Here is an 18,689-nt window from a genome sequence, read left to right on the forward strand (position 1 = left end):
TAAGCGAACACAGGTCTATTGGCAGCACGTGGGAACGAAGGACGGTATAACGTCCTCAATTAAATCCACTGAAATCTCCTTCTACCCCACCAGGGGTTCACTTCGTAAGCAAACATTGTTCCGCGAAATTTCAGTTCACCTCTTATGTCATCTTCCCGTTTCCACCACGCACAATACGGCATACACGCGCCAGTATTGAACGGGTTTGAAAGACATACTCGCTGTTCAAGTGACAAAATTACGCCGAAAACGCGTCATATTTTTACCGCGCCTGAAATTTGCCGGACAATGCGAGCTTTTGTAATGTCACAATTCCGCTATAATCCTATGTAAATTCGCCCTGGGAGATGTCTATGTTTCGCTTTGTCCTATCAATGCTTTTCGTTTTATTGATATCCGCACATACAGCAATGGCTGCACCGCAATTTGCCGCGCAACTACAGGCACAATACGCGCCACCAACCGGCGGTATGGTTGGATTTACCGTCGAAACCCAGTTGGATGCGCTTCCCGCTGGTCTGAGTCTCGTGGGCAGATATGGTTATCTTAGTTACTCCTTTGAAGACGGCGATTATTGGGAAGATGGCTACGGCGGCATGTATGGCATAGGCGTAAAATATTACACCGCATCCACCCCACTAGAGGGCTGGTATGTGGGCGTTGAATTACAAAGTATCGATGTCACTGTGGACTGGGGCGGCTATAGTAGTTATGGCACCACCTGGATAGAGGGTGTGATGCCTGGACTCGCTGCGGGTTATCACAAGAACCTCGGCAAACTCTTCATCGAACCACATCTACTTGTTGCCGTTACCGCAGCTGCAGGTGGCGGTACTAACGATAGCCCTCCGCTGATTCTCGCCATCGGTATAGGCGCAGGTGTCACTTTCTAAGTCTATGCTGAAATACATAGAACCCGTTTTTCGACCGCCGAGTGAGGCCAACTCACTCATCCTGCCGGTGACCAATGGTTGTTCCTGGAACAAATGCGCATTTTGCGAAATGTACACCGCTCCGCAAAAACAATTTCAAACGCGCAAAGAGGAAGACATCCTCGCAGACATTGCCCGTGTAGCCCAACACTATCCCGACGTGCGCCGGATTTTTCTGGCCGATGGCGATGCCATGGTGTTGTCGAGCCGTCGCCTGTTAAACATACTTCAGGCGATAAAACAGTCCTTTCCTCAACTGCAACGAGTGTCTTCTTACTGCCTGCCGCGCAACGTACGCAACAAAAGCGTGGACGAACTCAAGGAAATAAAAGACGCCGGTTTGTCGTTGGTATATGTCGGCGCCGAGTCAGGTGATGATGAACTGTTGAACATGATAAATAAGGGCGAGACGCTATCATCGACAGTGACCTCACTCAATAAACTCAATAACGCGGGTATCAAATCTTCCGTGATGTTGTTAAACGGTCTGGGGGGCGTAATGTTTAGCGAACAACATGCAAAGCACTCCGCGCAACTGGTCAATGACACTCAACCACACTATCTCGCGACGCTAGTAGTCAGCTTCCCCATGGGACAACAGCGTTTTCTAAGCCATTTCCCTGAAGGCTTTCAACTCCTCGACCAGAGTGGACTGTTTCGCGAAATGGAAATGTTGATCGAACAAACCCACCTCAAAAACACTATTTTTCGTAGTGATCACGCCTCGAATTATCTGGTATTAAAAGGTGTTTTAGGCAAAGACAAACCGTCCATGCTCGAAAAACTGCGACTCGCCCTGAACAATCCGGAACTGGCCAATCTGCGTCCGGAGTGGAGTCGTGGTCTGTAGTTATTAACGTCGTTTGCAATACATTATTAACAAATCTTAACTAGGTATATTTGACGACGGTGTGCGAAAATCTTAGTGCGCAAGTGTTTATTCAGTCCAGCCGTTGCCTTGTATATTCCGAACAGTTTTTCACGTAAGCAATAGTAGTGAGAAAACCGGCATCAAAGGTTGCTTGTGCTGTAAAAAACACTGGCCTGATTTTTTCTTTAATCTAAATACTAGATCAAAGTGAAATTTTGAGAATAATTGTTCGAACCAAATTGTACACCTGGTCGTCAATTAACCAGACTCTGCGGTGATGCACGAACGATTGCCGCTATTGTCCGCGTAACCGTTTGTCAATTCATGCTCAAACAAATAGTAGGAAAGGGAAGCATACTATGAAAAACCGACAGCCGCTACATAGCGAACACTCACCCAAACTTATTTGGGATTTGCCTTCGAGGGTGTTCCACTGGTTGCTTGTCGCCTGCTTTATCACAGCGTGGATTACCCATGAGAGCGATCGATTTCTCTATCACCACGTATTCGCTGGCTATCTTTTTTTTGGTTTATTGATATTTCGTTTTGTATGGGGCTTTATCGGAAGCCACTACGCCCGCTTTCGCTCCTTTGCCCACGATTGGAAATCGGTAACAGAATACTTAAAGGCATTACTCGACGGTTCCGCCAGTCGCTATATTGGCCACAACCCTGCCGGTAGTTGGGCGATATTTATGATGCTGGCACTAGGCATACTCATCGCGATCAGCGGCATGCTAGTCCTTGGTGGCGAAGAAGGTCATGGCCCGCTCAAGGGGCTGATCAGTTTCGATGTAGGCAGTTTCGCAAAAGAGGCGCACGAAACACTTGCCGCATTAATGCTGCTAGTAGTATTCGTCCATGTAGGAGGCGTTATCGTCGAAAGTATATATCACAAGGAAAACCTGATCTGGTCGATGATCGTCGGGCACAAACCAGCGCCGGATGACACTCATCATGTACATTTGTATCCTCTGCTCGGCGTGATTTTACTTGGCATCGCCCTTACTTCTGCCATCGTCTATTTTCGCGGCTATGTAACCCAGACTGCCGATGCGCCGTTTCTTGCCTTTAAGCACGAACCTTTAGTCATGAACGATACCTGGCAAAGTGAATGTAGCGAATGTCATCTGGCTTTTCATCCTTCTTTACTTCCGGCTAAGTCCTGGCAAAGCCTGTTCGCTCAACAGAACGAACACTTCGGTGATGATCTGGCATTGGACGAAGATACAGTCAACGCACTGCTTCAGTACGCATTAGACAATTCTTCAGAAAAAGGCGCCACCGAACCAGCACACAAAATCACGCGCTCGGTGGGAAATGGGCCGTATCCAATTCGCATCACTGCGGTTGAATATTGGAAACACAAACACCATGAGATAGCCGATTCCATGTGGCGGAGTAGCAAGGTAAAGAGCAAAGCCAATTGCGCTGCCTGTCATCTCGACGCCAAACAGGGCTGGTTTGAAGACTCTAATATGCGATTACCCAAACTAGAGGAAAAGGTAGGTAATAAATGAGAATGGCAACATCAATGACTTTCGGCCTGATATTTCTGTTCGGCGCAGCCAGCAGTTACGCCACGGTTGTGGACGACCAATTAAAAGCCTATCAAGCGCAGGGCGCTGGCAGTTTCAGTGCGCAACGGGGAGAACAGATGTGGAATAAGGACTATCCCGACCCGGAAGAGCCAGGAAAAGTCAGAAACTGTCATGTGTGTCATGGCAAGGATTTCAAAGCCAGTGGCAAGCATGCAAAGACCGGCAAAACGATAGACCCGCTTTCGCCTTCGGTAAACCGCGAACGCTTTACCGATCCTCAGTTTATCGAAAAGTGGTTCAAACGGAATTGTAAGTGGGTAATGGATCGTGAGTGCACGCCTCAGGAAAAAGGCGATTTTCTTATGTATCTTAAAGACAAATAATTTCATCGAGGTAATTAATTATGCGATCTCAACCGTTTTTTCTTAGTCTGCTTTTACTGTCTGCCACCAGTCAGGTTTCCGCTGCGCTTGATGTCGCGCCAGTCACGAACAAGACTTACCAGGAAGAATGTAGCGCCTGCCACATGGCCTATCAACCCGGATTTCTTCCTGCGCGTTCCTGGCAAAAGATTTTCGACACGCTGGATAAACATTTTGGTGAAAACGCAGAACTCTCTGCTCAACAGACCCAGGCATTAAAAGCCTACGCCATGGAAAATGCCGCCGATCACTCCCACTACAAACGGTCGCGTAAAATTATGTCTTCGCTCTCTGCGAGTGACACGCCTCTGCGCATTTCTGAAGTGTCCTATATTCAACGCAAACACCGCGAAGTGCCTGATCGTTTGATTACGCGTAATCCTCAAATCAAGACACTGGGACGTTGTGAAGCCTGTCACCCCGACGCAAAACAAGGTGACTATAACGAGCATCGTGTGAAAATTCCTGGCGCTAACGGCCATTGGGAAAACTAGGACATACCATCGCCCGGGGGACTTATGCTAGTTCGCAGACCGGTTCTGTTTGTATGCCTGTATTTGGCCAGCCATATGACGCATGCCACGACTTTGGACCTTAGCCTGCAAAACCAGGGGCCTTTCGTAGTCGGCTCAAATACGGATTCGACGAAACTCAATAACAAATTGATGTTGAGTGATTCGGCATCGAACAATCAAGACACGATGCATTCTCCGCTGTTTAGTCTGAATAAGGCCCACCAGTATTTAGGTATAGGTTCGCTGGTTCTGGCGACTGTTGCCGCAGTCCTGCCTAAACCCGAGGACGAATACGGCATCGTTGATATAGAAAACAGTTGGCACCATCGAACTGCGGTAACAGCCGCTTATTTTGGTGGCGCTGCAGTGGCTTCCGGCATTGCGTTTCACTATAAAGACATACGCTGGAGTAAGTTTTTCAAAGACCCTGACGCCTTACATGCAGCTTTGGCGACACTGGCAACGGCGGCATTTGCATCCACGCTTGTGCTCGCCCCGGAGGAAGTACATGCAAGCGCAGGTATTGCAGGACTCGTGAGTATGGCCGTCGCTATTAAGATCACCTGGTAAGGAGCGGAGAGAAAATGAAAATATATTTTCTAAAACGTTCTTTTGCGACGCTCCTCGGCCTTGCTCTATATATACCTGCAGTTCAGGCGGAAGACAGCTTTTTCTCCTGGGCTATTTCGCCGTGGCGCATGAAAGGTGTCGCGGTTGTCAACAACGCCGAATACCAGGAAGAATGCGGCGCATGCCATTTCCCTTACCCGCCGGGACTATTACCTGAACGCTCGTGGAGACAGCTACTCGACACCAAGGCCTTGCAGGACCATTTCGGTGACAATGCCGAACTCAATGACGCTGTGCGCTTACGTTTGCTGGACCTGGTGGTAACCAATGCGGCGGAGAAGTCCTGGTATAAACGCTCACGTAAACTCATGGCCTCTCTTGATGACGACGTCATTCCACAGCGTATTACCGAGACTTTATATATAAAAGAAAAGCACGAGGATATCCCTTTGGAAACGCTTCGCCGTCCGAGTATAAAGTCGCTGAGTCATTGCGATAAATGCCATACGGGTGCCAGTCGTGGAGTATACGATGACGACACGGTGGTGATTCCAAAGTAACATCGGTTATTACCAGGCGATTTAGAAAAAGCCAAATAGAATACGGCTGATTCCTTTTACATCCGTCACACCTACTGTCATTTCTATGCGCTGACGAAAGTCGCTTTCCTGCATAAACAATCGATAGCTGCCGGAGATTTTGATCTTGTCAGAGAACAAGCCCAGTTTACCGGTGATCCCTGCGTATTGGTCGTTGACGAAGCGATCTTTCGTACCAATAGTTCTGAATAATTTTGCGCCAATTCCGATACTGGTGATGAAAATATTGTAGCTTTCATATCGCATCAGTATTTCGGCACTGGCATAGTCATCAGTATCGATTGCGAAATGAACAGGGTCCACGCCGATATCAAAAGACTGCCGACTGAAAAAGCCAGGAAATTGATAACGCCACGAAAGGTAACCACCAACACTGTCCGTGTGCATGCCAATCTCATCTGGTATCAAACATGACCATCCACCAAACATCAATACACAGCTGTCATCGCTAGTCGACGCTGGCCAGTAGCCGAGTGAGTGTCTTTTGAAAAAACTTTGTCCATAGAGTGATAGCACTTCCAGTCCACTGACAACGTATTGCTGCGTTTGTTGCCGTTCTTTGTCTTCAAATGTGTTTTGCTGTGACTTCTGATCCCGCAGGTAATTGAGTTTCAGTCTTTCCACTTCAATGCTGCGCTTTAGCATTCTATCCATCAGAGAATGACTCCAGTGATTGGGCGAGGCTGCCATTTGTTGCGTCATATGCTGATATCGATCAATCTCGGTCAGGGAACTGAGAAAATGGCCAAAGCTTTGTACTTTGATATTTTTTCCGCATAACTCCCGACGAGGGTTACAGCGATCAAGAGACAGAAAAATATCCACCAGTTTTCCACGATCTGTCTTCATCCCGCGCAACACGGTAAGCTGACTCACTAATATCTCAACAGGTTCAAACAACCAAGCCCACGACGGTAGCTCGCGATATGCAGCAAATTCTTTCGCTGCCAGCAAGGGGAACATAACAACGCCATCGCTGTTTTCGATATCAAAGTGTTTCAAGTTTTCCCGCAACTGACGCGACAAACATTCGTCTTGATTCGCGTTACCCAAACAATCCAGTCTCGTAATGTTTACGATGCCGTCATAAACACCAACATAATAATCAAACAAACGGTAGGCCTTGTCGAAAAACGCCCCAAAATGCTCGGCATAGTCTCCTACCAAAGGATAAAAACGAGAAGAAGAAAGCAGTCGTCCCTTACTATTACGTTGTTCAGCGAGACTTCGATACAACTCGGCTGACATCCCGTAGTCAACGATGTGGCCTGCAATCGATATATAGTCCGTGAGTCCACTAATCTCCGCTGGCCCATGATTACTCGCCTCTCCTTCCGATGCCTGTTCACTACGTTCGCGAATTCGACCCGGGTTGATATAAACCAGAGTATGGTCACTATCGTCCCCAAGAATGCAGTCACTCGACCGTGCGCCGGTACATGGCAACTGTCCCGCGATACGCTGCGCGGCGCCGATCGGCGCATTATCGAAACTACCGCCATCAATGAAAACGCTTTCCTCGTAGAAATAGCCCTGTGGACAAAGCTCAGACACACTTGCCAGATTGGCATTTCGGGCTACGCAATAGGCCATAGTGACCGGTGGAAAGGCAATGGGAAATGCGCTAGAGGCCATTACTGCGCGATAGATATCAAACCGTGAAATCTCGCCTTTTATTTCAGGTAGAAAAATAAAACGATCGATATCGTTTAAACGCTGACGATGTCGTTCCTGATCGTTAAATAGATGCGAGTTGAAAAAACGCAGTCTCCCCTCGACAACCTTGATGATAAAGGGAATAACATAGCGCTGATTTTTGACATTGATGCCGTTGACGTCGTAGGTATCTGGAACGAATTTGGTAACAGCAATCCCTAGTTTTACTTCACAACCTTCGCGAAATTTCCCCTGCCCTATCCGAGCCTCTACCTTGCGTAGGCTACCCAATAAGGCGCTACGATCAAACAGACCACCACGGTCTTTACCCGAATGTCCATCCTGATCCTTGCTGACCGCGTTCGCTATATCCTCGACAAAATCTAGAAATCTGCCGTCTGACTTATTGTCAGCAAGCAGAGCGTCTATTCCAATATCCCAGGTTTGGCGAAACAAATTGTCATTGATATCGGTGGCATCAGATTGCTCACAATAACGCAATGCCGCTACCAAGGCATTGATACTACCTGCCGAGGCGCCGGTAAACGTGTTCATATTCTCTTTGCGTAACCGGAGTTGTTCGATATACGTCCATAGCAAGCCGGCTTCGTAACTGCCGAGACTTACACCACCTTTGACTGCAAAACTGTAATTTTCAGCATGTGCAACAATTGGTACGAGCAAACAGAGTCCGAGGAGTAATGGCTTTATATTGTTCAATATTCCACCCTTTATTTCATCCGTGCGGTAGTAGCGCAAGAATAGCAGATAAGACCTGTTCCAGGTTACCCTTACATGAATTCATTTTTGGCCTTAATTCAAGATCAAATTCCTTTGCCATCTAACACTTTTAGGCTAATGATAATCTCCCATTTTTTCTAAACAAATTTCCCTGTCGGACGATAGTTACGGCAGTGAGATGAGAGAGCGTGGTGATTGGGGAAACCGACACGATTGACGCCTGAAATTGTTTGGCTAATCACGGATGAACAAACCCAAAGAATCAGTTACATAAGAAATAGAATATGGCGGAAAATTTCTCGGAACTGGACCTGGAACAGATCTTTTCAGGATTAATCCAGCCGTAAGAAAACGTGTTTAACATTCCTTAAGTTTTACGTAATGGAACCTGTTGTTTAAGGTCACGTAGCACCACTCCCGGCCAATCAAGCGTCCGGACCAGGCACCCCGCCTTCTCATAACAAAAATCACACCCTGAATGCTAGCGACTATTTCTGCCGATGGATTTTGGCGAGTATATGCGCATACAACAGGAACTTCGAATTTTGATGTTGAGAAGAGCCGCGAATATGTTGTTTGGTGGAAGAACCCTAATCGTATCGATCATAGCAGCGTTGTTAATTTCAGCCTGCGGTGAACCTATTCCTTCACGCAAAAATCAGAACAGCAAAGATATTCTTCTTATTGATGAAGAAATTCTGGCGAAAGCGTCTATCATCGTGACTGCTGAGGCAGGCCCCGTGCAAGAGGTCAGCGTTGGCACTAGCGTATCGGTCGATGGCTCAAAATCCCGCACCTCTGACGGCTCCGTACTGTCTTATCAATGGTCATTTGCGAAACTCCCCGTCGGTAGCACGGCTGTTCTGCGTGACCCTACGGCAATGAAGACATCATTTACTGTCGATGTAGCCGGCGACTATCTGGTACAGCTGATCGCTAGCGCCAGTGGCATAGACAGTCAGAGAGATGTTGTGCTAGTGGTGGCAGGGAAAACCAGCGGTCCCCATCACACCGGTCTGTCTTCTAATTGCGTGCAGTGTCATGACGATGTATCCGCCGTCGGCAAAACGGGAAATCACGTTGCTACCACAAACGAATGCGCCGCCTGCCACTCGACTACCGCCTTTGCCAATATCGCTGCCGTCGATCACAAGGAAGTTTTCGGCGTTTGTACGGACTGTCATGATGGCGTCATTGCGATTGGCAAATCTTCAATACACTTACCTACACAAGAACCGTGTGATTCCTGTCATAACACGAGTGGCTTTATCCAACTTACGGCTGAAGGCACGTACTTTCACAATGGCGTAAAAAGCGATTGCGCGATTTGTCACAACGGTATTGTAGCAACAGGCAAGTCCGCGACACATATCGTCACCCTTAGTGATTGCAGCGTCTGTCACCTGAATGTATTAAATTTTGCAGACGTGGTGTTTGATCACAGCACCATCACCAGTCCATGCGCCGATTGTCACAACGGGACGATCGCAATTGGAAAGATTGCGACGCATCCTGCCACCTCTGACGACTGCGGCCAATGTCACAATACCAAAAGTTTTATCAACAAGATTTTTGACCACACGGGCGTGGTAGATGGTTGCGCAGACTGCCATAACAATATTACAGCATTAGGTAAATCGGCCACGCATATACCCACCACTTTGGGCTGCGAGTCATGTCATACTCCCGGTACTTTCGCAACCGGCGTTTTCGATCATGCCGGGGTAACCAGCGGCTGCGCGAATTGTCACGATAATGTCATCAGCAATGGATTACCGGCAACGCATATACCGACCACCCAGGATTGCATAGACTGCCACAATACGGTCAGCTTTAACGGAACAGCCTTCGACCATACCGGCATCATCAGTAATTGCAACAACTGTCACAACGGTATATTGGCGACTGGAAAATCTCTGACGCATATTCCCACCCTGGAAGATTGTAGTGCCTGCCACAACACGGCAACCTTTGTCGGTGCACTAATGGACCATACTGGGATCACGCGAGGCTGTGAAGGCTGCCACAATGGTACGCAAGCGCTCGGTAAAGATAGCGCCGTACCAACTCATCTACCTACAACACAGGATTGCCAATTTTGTCACATGACGGGCGCGTTCAGTCCTTCTATTTTTACGCATACCGGAATTAGTGCCAATTGCGCTAGCTGCCATAATGGAACATTCGCTACCGGGAAGTCTGTAGGTCATATATCAACTACCGCAGACTGTGGCGTGTGTCATGGAACTGCAGGTTTTCTAACCGCCGTCTTCAACCATACGGGTTTTATCGACAATTGTGCTTCGTGTCACGGTGTTTCCGCATCGGGTAAAAGCGTCAATCACATTCCGACAACAGAAGACTGTGGTGTTTGCCATGTACCCGGTACGTTTAAGCCAGCCGTTTTCAACCATGCCGGGATTTTGAGTAATTGCGAATCGTGTCATAACGGCACCAACGCCACCGGTAAACCGACAACGCATATTGCGACAGTTATCGACTGTGCCAGTTGTCACAACACGACTGCCTTTGCTGGCGCCAAATTCGATCACGCCGGCATTACCAACGGCTGTAAAGTATGTCATAACGGTACCACTGCAATCGGAAAGAAAACGAATCACGTACCAACAAACAGTGACTGCTATGCCTGCCACACGACAGCAGGATTTTTACCGGCATCTTTCAGTCATACGGGAATTACTGGCAATTGTTCATCCTGCCACAACGGTATTTTCGCAATCGGCAAGAGTGCGATTCACATTGTTACCAATCAGGATTGTGGCGTCTGCCATTCAACCGCGGGATTCTTGAGCGCTACATTTAATCACACGGGCATAATCAGCGGCTGTGCGACCTGTCACAACAACATTAATGCGCTCGGCATGCCGGATACGCATATTCCGACGTCGCTGGATTGTATTAACTGCCACACAACGGCGACATTCGTTGGTGCCACTTTCGACCACCAGAACAACACCACCGGTTGTAGTAATTGCCATAATGGAGTTTCAGCGAGAGGCAAAGCCGCAACGCATTTTGTGACGACGCTCGAGTGTGTGACGTGTCACTCAACCACCGCCTGGACGCCGTTAATATTTAAACATTCTGCAACTGGCAACTATCCGGGAGATCATAATGCGACACTGGGATGTATTTCCTGTCATACGACGAATAGTCAGACGATAAATTATCCAACTCCGTCGCTCGCACCGAAATGCGCAGGCTGTCACGCATCTGACTATCGCGCCAGTGATCATGACCGCACACTGGCACAAAATGCCAACTGCGGCGCATCGGGTTGTCATCGTGTTAACAGCCGCGGTTGGTAATCGGGTTACAGCCCGCGAATTCTTTGGAACATTCGCACGCTTTGTTGCAGCCGCTCATCGCCTGCTTTAGTCGCTGCCTTCAGCAGATCTGAATTTAACAGCATGTTGAGTTGAGACTCGAAGGCACTGGCGTCCATGAGTCCTGCGTGTTTCGCCACTCCGTGATTAAGCACCGAAAAATGAAAATGCTCAACACGGTCAGACTCTGAGGGTTGAGAAATTGCCGCATAGGCAGCCTCCACGCCTTGAGTCAATTTCTGAATCCTATCCAGTAGAGATTTGTCTACCTCGCCAGCATGCTGAATGATTAGCGTCAAACCGTTATACAACCCTTGGGACACTGACGGTGATAAATAGTCACCCAATTCCTCTGCCAACACTGTGATGGTATCGAGCATACGCGACAGGTTTTCAAACATTTTCGATTTGTTTTTTTCCTGCTCATTTAACAACACCAGTTTTTGATAATCTTTGGCTATGAGTACCAGTCGAGACGCCTCATCCATTGCAAATACATCTGTCTTTCCCTTGAGCCCTTCCAGGATATCGATACGCGAACGCAAATGTTGTATGCGCTGACTGGCATCTGTCTCTAGCGTGGCAAGAAATCCGTGTGCTAATAGCGCCTGCCGGTCGCTATCATATGCCAGAAGGAAAAGATTATCGGCCTTGCGTGACGCCCCCTTTCTTGTCAATTCCAGCAGACGTCGGTACGCTTCCCGCGCGGAATCCGTCTGACCGTTTTTCATTAAGCTATAGGCATAGGCATTTTGTATGCGTATCTGATTACCTATATCCAAAGACTTGCTATCAAGTCGCTGGTATATCTCAACCGCCTTCTTGTAATCACCCCCGTTCATCAGATAAAACGCACGCCGTTCGTCCAGGGCTTTTGCTAAACCATGTTGTGGCTTGATGCGTGACTGTATCTGTGTAATCTGCGCTGCGGCATCAAGATGTTGATTGGTGTAATAAAGACTGCGCGCCAATGTCCAGCGGGTGCTGTACTCATCGTCTTCGCTGACAAATGGAAACTGCAAACGCTTACGAAAGAAGCCTTCTGCCATGGCATACTGACGCACATCGACTTGTAGCCAGGCGAGATTATTCAAGGTGACTGGCACGACCCGCCCGTTATTTTTTTCCAGATCAAGCGCCATCATATAGTGATAATGCGCCTTCTGGTAAAGCGTCTTGTCATAGGCGTAACCCTTCTTACCATGTCGCAACTGGATATGATAAAGATAGCCAAGCAATAGATCGCGCATCGACGCACCCGAACCGATGCTACTCATTTTGCGCAGGTCTTGAAGTGCAGTTAGGACTACTTTTTCATCGTAATTTCCGCGCATTTCCATCTCATAGACGGATCGCATAGCACGCACGTAGTTTGCCGCTTGTCCGAGAATTTGTTGCTTGTTCAACAGTTCATAGGAGGAATCCAGATTGTCGCGTTTGTTTAGCTCAGGATTCAGTCCAAGTCGTATAAATTGATAATGCGCTTCCAGGTCATTGGTCTGACGTATCGCGCTATAAAACACCGAGTAGGCTTTGGCCAACTCCTTGTCCAAAATCAGCCCATAAGCCTTATCCAACGTTATGACTGAATACTGTTCCGCTACTGTCGCAAATTCGATTTCCTTGATATTGGTTACCTGCAACCAATGACGCGACATCAATTCCAGAAACTTATATTCCTCATGCTCACCAAGCACTCTTATAGCACGCGAGTGCATCGCATGACGTAATCTGACATCTCTTTGTTGCTTCTTAAGTAGTTTGGTCAGTTCGCTATACAGGCTGTTTTTCTTGGCATCATCGGCCTCGGCGATCAGTTTATAGACCAGTCTTTCCGTCTCAACAAGATCTGTTATACGGGATTCAAGCGGTGATTCTGCCAATTTATCAAGCGCCGTTGCAATACGGGAGACGTCTTTCTCCACATTGCTCAGTAATTGAAGATAACGATAGGCGTAATACAACCGTGATTGTTCATCCAGTTTTGCATCATCCAATAAGGCGCGATAACTGGACAATACGAAACGCTGATCCACTTCACTGAACAACTGGGCAGTCAATTCAGCCAGGATATGCTTCTGTAAAGAGAAATCCAGCTGAGCTAACTTTATCTGCTTCAATTTTTCGCGTGCAGCGTCATACTGCTCCAGCTCATAAAGCAAATACACGTCGACCAGTGAAATAAAGTCCCCAAATTCGCTATCATCGTGTAGTTGAGATTGTATTTTCTTTACCTGTAATTCATAACGTGCGGTCATCTCCCCTCTTGGCACACGTTGTTTTAGCGAACTTGCATCCAGTAGCTTTTCTAATATGCGATAGAAGTTGCTCTTATTTCCAGTTACAGACTCGGTCGACTGTAATATCTTTTGAATATAAAAACGCGACGCCGTGTAATCACGCAGTTGCAGGTGATTGACCAAAAGTCGTTCATTTAGACCAAGATCACCGGTCCTGGTTTGATACTTGATACGATTGAGCAATAACAGTCGTTGCTCGTAGCTACGTGCAGCCGAATGTGCTTCCCACAATTGATCGAGCTTCCAGTGCTCAGGAATACTGCCACTCATGGGCAGACGGTAGATATCCAGAGACCCTTCGAAGGCGCAAGTTACATACAGTTGTTTTTGTGACAAACGGGGGAAGGTACAGTTATTGTCAACAGAGATGAGTTGTTCCGGGAAATACGCCTTCTTTGATTTCTTCCATTCAGTGTAATCGGCACGGAACACCACGCTATGATCATTGCCATCTATGCGCTGATCGCCGTTTGTATCGTTTAGATAATGATTAAAATAATAATACTTGCCGTCATGCGAAAAACTGGCATAGCCTGTCTTTCCCGGCAAATCCATCACAGGCATCGGTTTACGCGAGCTATCTTCAACAGAGAGACGATAAAATTCACTACGCACGCCTGACGACGACACAAAAATGATTTCGTCACCCGGTGGCACGAGAACGGGTGCACTGATATCGCCTCTATAAAGTTCTCGCGACTTACCATCCGCGAGGTTATACAGCATTAGAGCCGACACCTGATCACCGCTTTCTCTGGCAATATAGGCCAATTGGGTATTACCAACCCAGAACGGGGTATGAGCGATTTGCTGTTTAGGCGTAATACAGTGTTTTTGCGTCAATTGCATGGTGTCATAACAGATGTCACCAAGCGCATCTTTACCATAAGAGGTGTACGCCACAAGCTTTTGATCAGGGCTGATGCGAAACTGTTTCGCGTCACCCTCTTTTCCGATTAGTAATTCTGTCTCTGTTGATGGGAGGTTTTGTTTATATATATTGGGCACCTGGTTCAAATCACGCGTAAAATACATGACCTGGTCGTCATTACTAACCGAGGCATCGTAATTATCCCAGGGTCCGACCGATAACTTTTCTAACGGCAGCACCTGGTTCGCCGCCCAGTCCGTTGTCTCTGCCTGTGCAAGAGTGCTTACACTCAATGCGCAGGCAATAAATTTTAACAGCGCCCTCATGGCTTGGTACCGCTGTCCTGTTTGACAAACTCACCTTGCAACAAGGTAAAGACTTTCTCTTTGCGCTCAGTGGAAAAGCGGTCTTCTATATCGATCGCGCCACTGTTCAAGGCCTTGTCGCTAAAACGTTGCTCCAGTTCCGGCCATTCCCCTGCCGCTTCGAGTTCCATCACGGTGTGGCGGTCGATTAAGTAGACATCGGGCACGCTTACACAGGCACCGAAAGCGGGAATAAGACAAATCAACATCAGTTTTTTCATCGGCTACTCCTTATTGCAGAGGTATCGTCCTGAATTCGTCCAACGTGTCGCCTGCGTATTGCTGTATCAACCCGCTGAGCGGTAAGCGTCGGATTTCAATCGGTGTCGGAATCAAAGACATTTTGACCTGTAGATTCATCAGGCCCTGACTCATGTCGATGCTCACCCACTCGGGATGTGCAGTTCGCACAGCCTTGCGCACCAGAGCCAGTTGTTCGTCTTCATGATTCGGATCGATAAACTCGATTAATTGTAATAGCTGTTGCTTATTGATATCCGAAACGTTAATACGCCCTTCCAGCAAACGGCGATTAAAATCGAAAAGCACTGCCGTGCGCGCGTTCACCGGTGATCGTTCGCTTTGTTTCATGCGCGACTTGGGATCAAGCAAAAAGCGTGGGTCAACATTACTGACGCGGCTAAGCAAGCCAAACTTCCAGTTACCTGGTCGCGCATCAAAGAACAGCTGCCCGGTAACAAAACCATCGAATATTTTTAGATTGAAATCGGGAAACCGTATTAAATTCTGTTTGATCGAAGACTGTGCATGCATAGGCCCGATGTCGAGATTATCGATGTGTATCTGATCGATTTTCAGATGATCGCTATCGACGAAAGGCTGAAAGGCATTGTAGTCAACACGCTGGAAGGGATCGATTTCGTCGACGTAACGAAACTGCACATATTCATCCCCTAATATCAGTTCTTCCTCCAGCTTGATCCTGCCATTCATACTGCCGACTGACATATCATCAATTTGCACCTTCACCTGTTCAAATTCGAGTGCCCCATCCAGCGACACCTTGTCGCCTTCAACGATACTGATAATCACGGGTGTGCGTATCTGCCCACTACCTGCCAATGCGGGTGAAGACAACATATCAGGCGAAAACGTCAACGCATTATTCAGTTGGAACTGACCATCCAGCGTAGAAAGATTTATCTGGCCACTCAGGTGAGTATCGACGTGATTGCTACCAACCGTATTGCGCAGGGAATCCAGAACCAATAAATCACCACGTTGACCAGCGCGCAGACGGGTCTTGATGGGCGTAATCAAATTATCCAGTTGAATACGTTGATCGCCATCGAGCATGGCGATTTCACTTTTGTCCAGATCGAAATCAAATTCGATTTGCGCCGGTTCCAGTCCGTCTTTTGCCAAGGCGCGAATAGACCCGGACATTTGTTTTATATCGATACTATTATCCAGGGTCGTCTTGTTTATCGCATAACGACCATCGAAGTGTGCCTGCTCCGGTGACCAGTCCAAACGTCCGGTGAAGGTTATCGGTTCACGCATGACTAACACTGCCTTATCGGTATTGCCGATTTGCGACACGGCAAGACTAATGTCGGTACCCAGTTGCAGACTATTCAACTTGTCTGGTTCTATTTCGGTGATATTGTCTTTGTCGTGCGTCAGTGTCGTTTTGATATCCAGACGCGTGTTCACGTCACCGGTTTGTTCAAGATCTTTGAAATCCGCCATGATATTGTGCCAGCGCTGGTACACACTCGCCTGTACATTCAAGGCCGCCTGAAGTTTGCCTGGATCGTTATTCACCGTACCATCGACAATCACAGCCTGCTTTCCATCCAATGCGAGATTGATTTTGCTGGCTATCTTTTTCAGCGCTGCATCCATTTTTTGCTGTACTTGCAAGTCAACCTCGACATACTTTTCCAGCGGCTCGGTTTTTATGCCGGGGACAAGTACCCGCATGTCCAGTGCTATCTGCTCACCGTTTTGGACGGCATAAATGATTTGCGGCTTGCCTTCCAGAAAAATACTGCCTTGCTCAGCAGTGGGCTTACTGGTTTGGCTAATTTCAATATTGCCTGCAGTTTCAACACGCATGCGATCCGCTTGTGAAAAATCCGCATCCAGCAAGGCCGCAGCCCCATGATGCACGCGCGCATCACCCTTAATCGTAAGTTCCGCCCCGCCTATCGTCTTTAAATCCGCGAGCAGAGCACTATAAGCGGTAAGACGTTTAGGCGCGTTCGCACCTATATCGTGATGCACTGAAAGTATGCCACCCTCGTTTTGCGTCTTAATTTTCGCATCAAACAGCTTCGATTTGTCCAGCGACAAACTGAGCTGCACATCGCTCGCCTCGGCATCCAGTCTGGTGTCGACTGCAAAAGGTAGTTGTATATTGACCCGCTTGAGTAGTTCCGGTAACTGAGCCTGCGCCAACCCCAGCTTGCCGTCGATTTTTACACGGCCTTCATTAAGCGACAGATTTGTATTCAACTGCAATTCCGGAATATCTATCTTGTTGCTGCCACTGGCATCGACCATATTGAGTTTTACTTTGGAAAAAGCGAGCGCCTGCCTTCCGCTCATATCCAATTGTTGCGGTATATCGTCAAACGACTTCAGACGACCTTCGCCAGAAAAACTAAAATGCTCTTTAAATGCAACAAAGGTTTTTTCGCTTTTGATATCGCCTTTAAACGCATCTATGTCCAGAAGCGTGGAAACGGAAAATTGCACCGGACCAGATTGAGCCCCCTGTGAATTATTAGCCTGTACCCTGGCAATATTGTGCAGACGATCAAGCGTCAACTGATCCTTACCCATACGTGCTGTCAAAAAAGGAATGTCCAGTCGATGATCGACATCGATACTGACTTGGGGTGTCGGTTCGTCAAACGGATGTAATTGACCCTTAATCGTCATATCAGTACCAGTGACAAGCTCGGTATCCAGATACATATCGTCGACGGAAAGCTTATCGACTTTTAACTGATCGACCTGGTTACGGATGTGAATATTGGTATCAAGGGGAAACAGACTCAACAGACCTTCATGACCAGAACTGTCGACGCTATTCAGGCTGGCATTCACTTCGGTTTTAAGCGCGCCCATTTTGCCAACATCAGGACGATTCGGCTGATCGATATCCAGATCACTGAGACTAAACAACAGTTTTAATGTGGGGAGACTCAAACGCCAGTTACGTTCGTCTCTCACGAGCGACCATTGAGCATCGGCCTGCAAACGGATCAGCACATGTGCCGCCATGCTTTCCCCACCAGAGGCATACGCCAAACTGATGGAGTCCTGCCCCTGCTTACCCATGGAAAGCGTGGTCATGCCTTCCAGGCGCTGCTCATCCCAGTTTAGCTGTACCTCGAATCGATCCAGCGTCCCCGAATAGTCCAGCGTCTGCTGTGCGTCATGTAGTTTTATCTGAAACTGAAAGTCACTCAACAACAATTGCTGTAGACGAATATTCAGCGGAGGTTCTGACAATAATTGCTCAATCTCAGCCAGTTCCATCGGCGGCGAGGCTTCTTCCTCTACCCCATCTTCCTGCGCGGGGAGTAGCGCGATATTACCTGTAACTTTCAAACCCGATACTTCAACGCGCTCGATGTCGAGATTACCGAATAATATCGGCAACAGTGAATAACGAACTTCCACCTTAGACAAGGCTACTGAAGCATTGCCTAACTGGGCATCCTTCCACTCAAGCGCAATCTCATCCAGGTCTACATCGCCAAATAAATCCACACTGATGTTTTTGGCCTGAAAACCGGTGACTCCCGCGTCACTTAACGAAGATTGCGCGATTGAAACAATAGGGCCGGTCAAGCCCCCTGAGAGTAAGGCAATATGCAAGGCCACAATCCCCAAAAGACCCACGCCAGAAACGGCGAGCAAGCCTTTCAGTATCGAGCTTTTGTTGAACAGTTTACCTGGGGGGGCGCCATCCTTGCCCAATT

12 protein-coding genes are annotated in these 18,689 nt (G+C 47.8%); 8 read left to right on the forward strand and 4 right to left on the reverse strand.

Annotation, left to right across the window (positions count from 1 at the left end; all coding sequences use genetic code 11):
• The first annotated feature begins 353 nt into the window (after positions 1-353).
• The 7 genes from OEZ43_06425 (at position 354) to OEZ43_06455 (ending at position 5,411) form a co-directional block, all read left to right on the forward strand.
• A complete protein-coding gene (locus tag OEZ43_06425) occupies positions 354-893 on the forward strand; it encodes a hypothetical protein (protein MDH5545208.1) in 540 nt (179 codons plus the stop codon).
• A 4-nt stretch (positions 894-897) separates the two neighbouring features.
• On the forward strand, positions 898-1,782 hold the full coding sequence (locus tag OEZ43_06430; protein MDH5545209.1) for a radical SAM protein: 885 nt from the start codon (positions 898-900) through the stop codon (positions 1,780-1,782).
• A 380-nt stretch (positions 1,783-2,162) separates the two neighbouring features.
• The gene (locus tag OEZ43_06435) at positions 2,163-3,323 is read left to right on the forward strand and encodes a cytochrome b/b6 domain-containing protein (GenBank protein ID MDH5545210.1); all 1,161 of its coding nucleotides are present in this window, start codon (positions 2,163-2,165) and stop codon (positions 3,321-3,323) included.
• Positions 3,324-3,325: 2 nt separating this feature from the next.
• The gene (locus tag OEZ43_06440) at positions 3,326-3,727 is read left to right on the forward strand and encodes a DUF1924 domain-containing protein (GenBank protein ID MDH5545211.1); all 402 of its coding nucleotides are present in this window, start codon (positions 3,326-3,328) and stop codon (positions 3,725-3,727) included.
• A gap of 20 nt (positions 3,728-3,747) precedes the next feature.
• The gene (locus OEZ43_06445) at positions 3,748-4,260 is read left to right on the forward strand and encodes a diheme cytochrome c (protein ID MDH5545212.1); all 513 of its coding nucleotides are present in this window, start codon (positions 3,748-3,750) and stop codon (positions 4,258-4,260) included.
• 24 nt (positions 4,261-4,284) lie between these two features.
• A complete protein-coding gene (locus tag OEZ43_06450; GenBank protein MDH5545213.1) occupies positions 4,285-4,851 on the forward strand; it encodes a hypothetical protein in 567 nt (188 codons plus the stop codon).
• A gap of 14 nt (positions 4,852-4,865) precedes the next feature.
• Complete coding sequence (locus OEZ43_06455; GenBank protein MDH5545214.1) at positions 4,866-5,411, forward strand: diheme cytochrome c; 546 nt, start codon at positions 4,866-4,868, stop codon at positions 5,409-5,411.
• A gap of 21 nt (positions 5,412-5,432) precedes the next feature.
• Here the strand turns inward: OEZ43_06455 and OEZ43_06460 are convergent, their stop codons facing one another.
• Positions 5,433-7,826, reverse strand: coding sequence for a patatin-like phospholipase family protein (locus OEZ43_06460; GenBank protein MDH5545215.1), 2,394 nt, complete (start codon positions 7,824-7,826; stop codon positions 5,433-5,435).
• Positions 7,827-8,365: 539 nt separating this feature from the next.
• Here OEZ43_06460 and OEZ43_06465 point away from each other — a divergent pair.
• Positions 8,366-11,176 carry a hypothetical protein gene (locus OEZ43_06465; GenBank protein MDH5545216.1) on the forward strand — a complete coding sequence of 937 codons (2,811 nt, stop codon included), beginning with the start codon at positions 8,366-8,368 and terminating at the stop codon, positions 11,174-11,176.
• A 5-nt stretch (positions 11,177-11,181) separates the two neighbouring features.
• On the opposite strand, the gene OEZ43_06470 is transcribed toward OEZ43_06465, so the two are convergent.
• The 3 genes from OEZ43_06470 to OEZ43_06480 are packed head-to-tail and all read right to left on the reverse strand — an operon-like array spanning position 11,182 to position 18,687.
• Positions 11,182-14,691 (reverse strand): hypothetical protein, encoded by a 3,510-nt coding sequence (locus tag OEZ43_06470; GenBank protein ID MDH5545217.1) that lies wholly within the window; start codon positions 14,689-14,691, stop codon positions 11,182-11,184.
• On the reverse strand, positions 14,688-14,951 hold the full coding sequence (locus tag OEZ43_06475; GenBank protein ID MDH5545218.1) for a hypothetical protein: 264 nt from the start codon (positions 14,949-14,951) through the stop codon (positions 14,688-14,690). The genes OEZ43_06470 and OEZ43_06475 overlap by 4 nt, the downstream gene beginning before the upstream one ends.
• A 10-nt stretch (positions 14,952-14,961) precedes the next feature.
• The gene (locus OEZ43_06480) at positions 14,962-18,687 is read right to left on the reverse strand and encodes a hypothetical protein (protein ID MDH5545219.1); all 3,726 of its coding nucleotides are present in this window, start codon (positions 18,685-18,687) and stop codon (positions 14,962-14,964) included.
• Positions 18,688-18,689: the final 2 nt, after the last annotated feature.

Source organism: Gammaproteobacteria bacterium (assembly GCA_029881255.1).
Taxonomy (GTDB): Bacteria; Pseudomonadota; Gammaproteobacteria; order S012-40; family S012-40; genus JAOUMY01.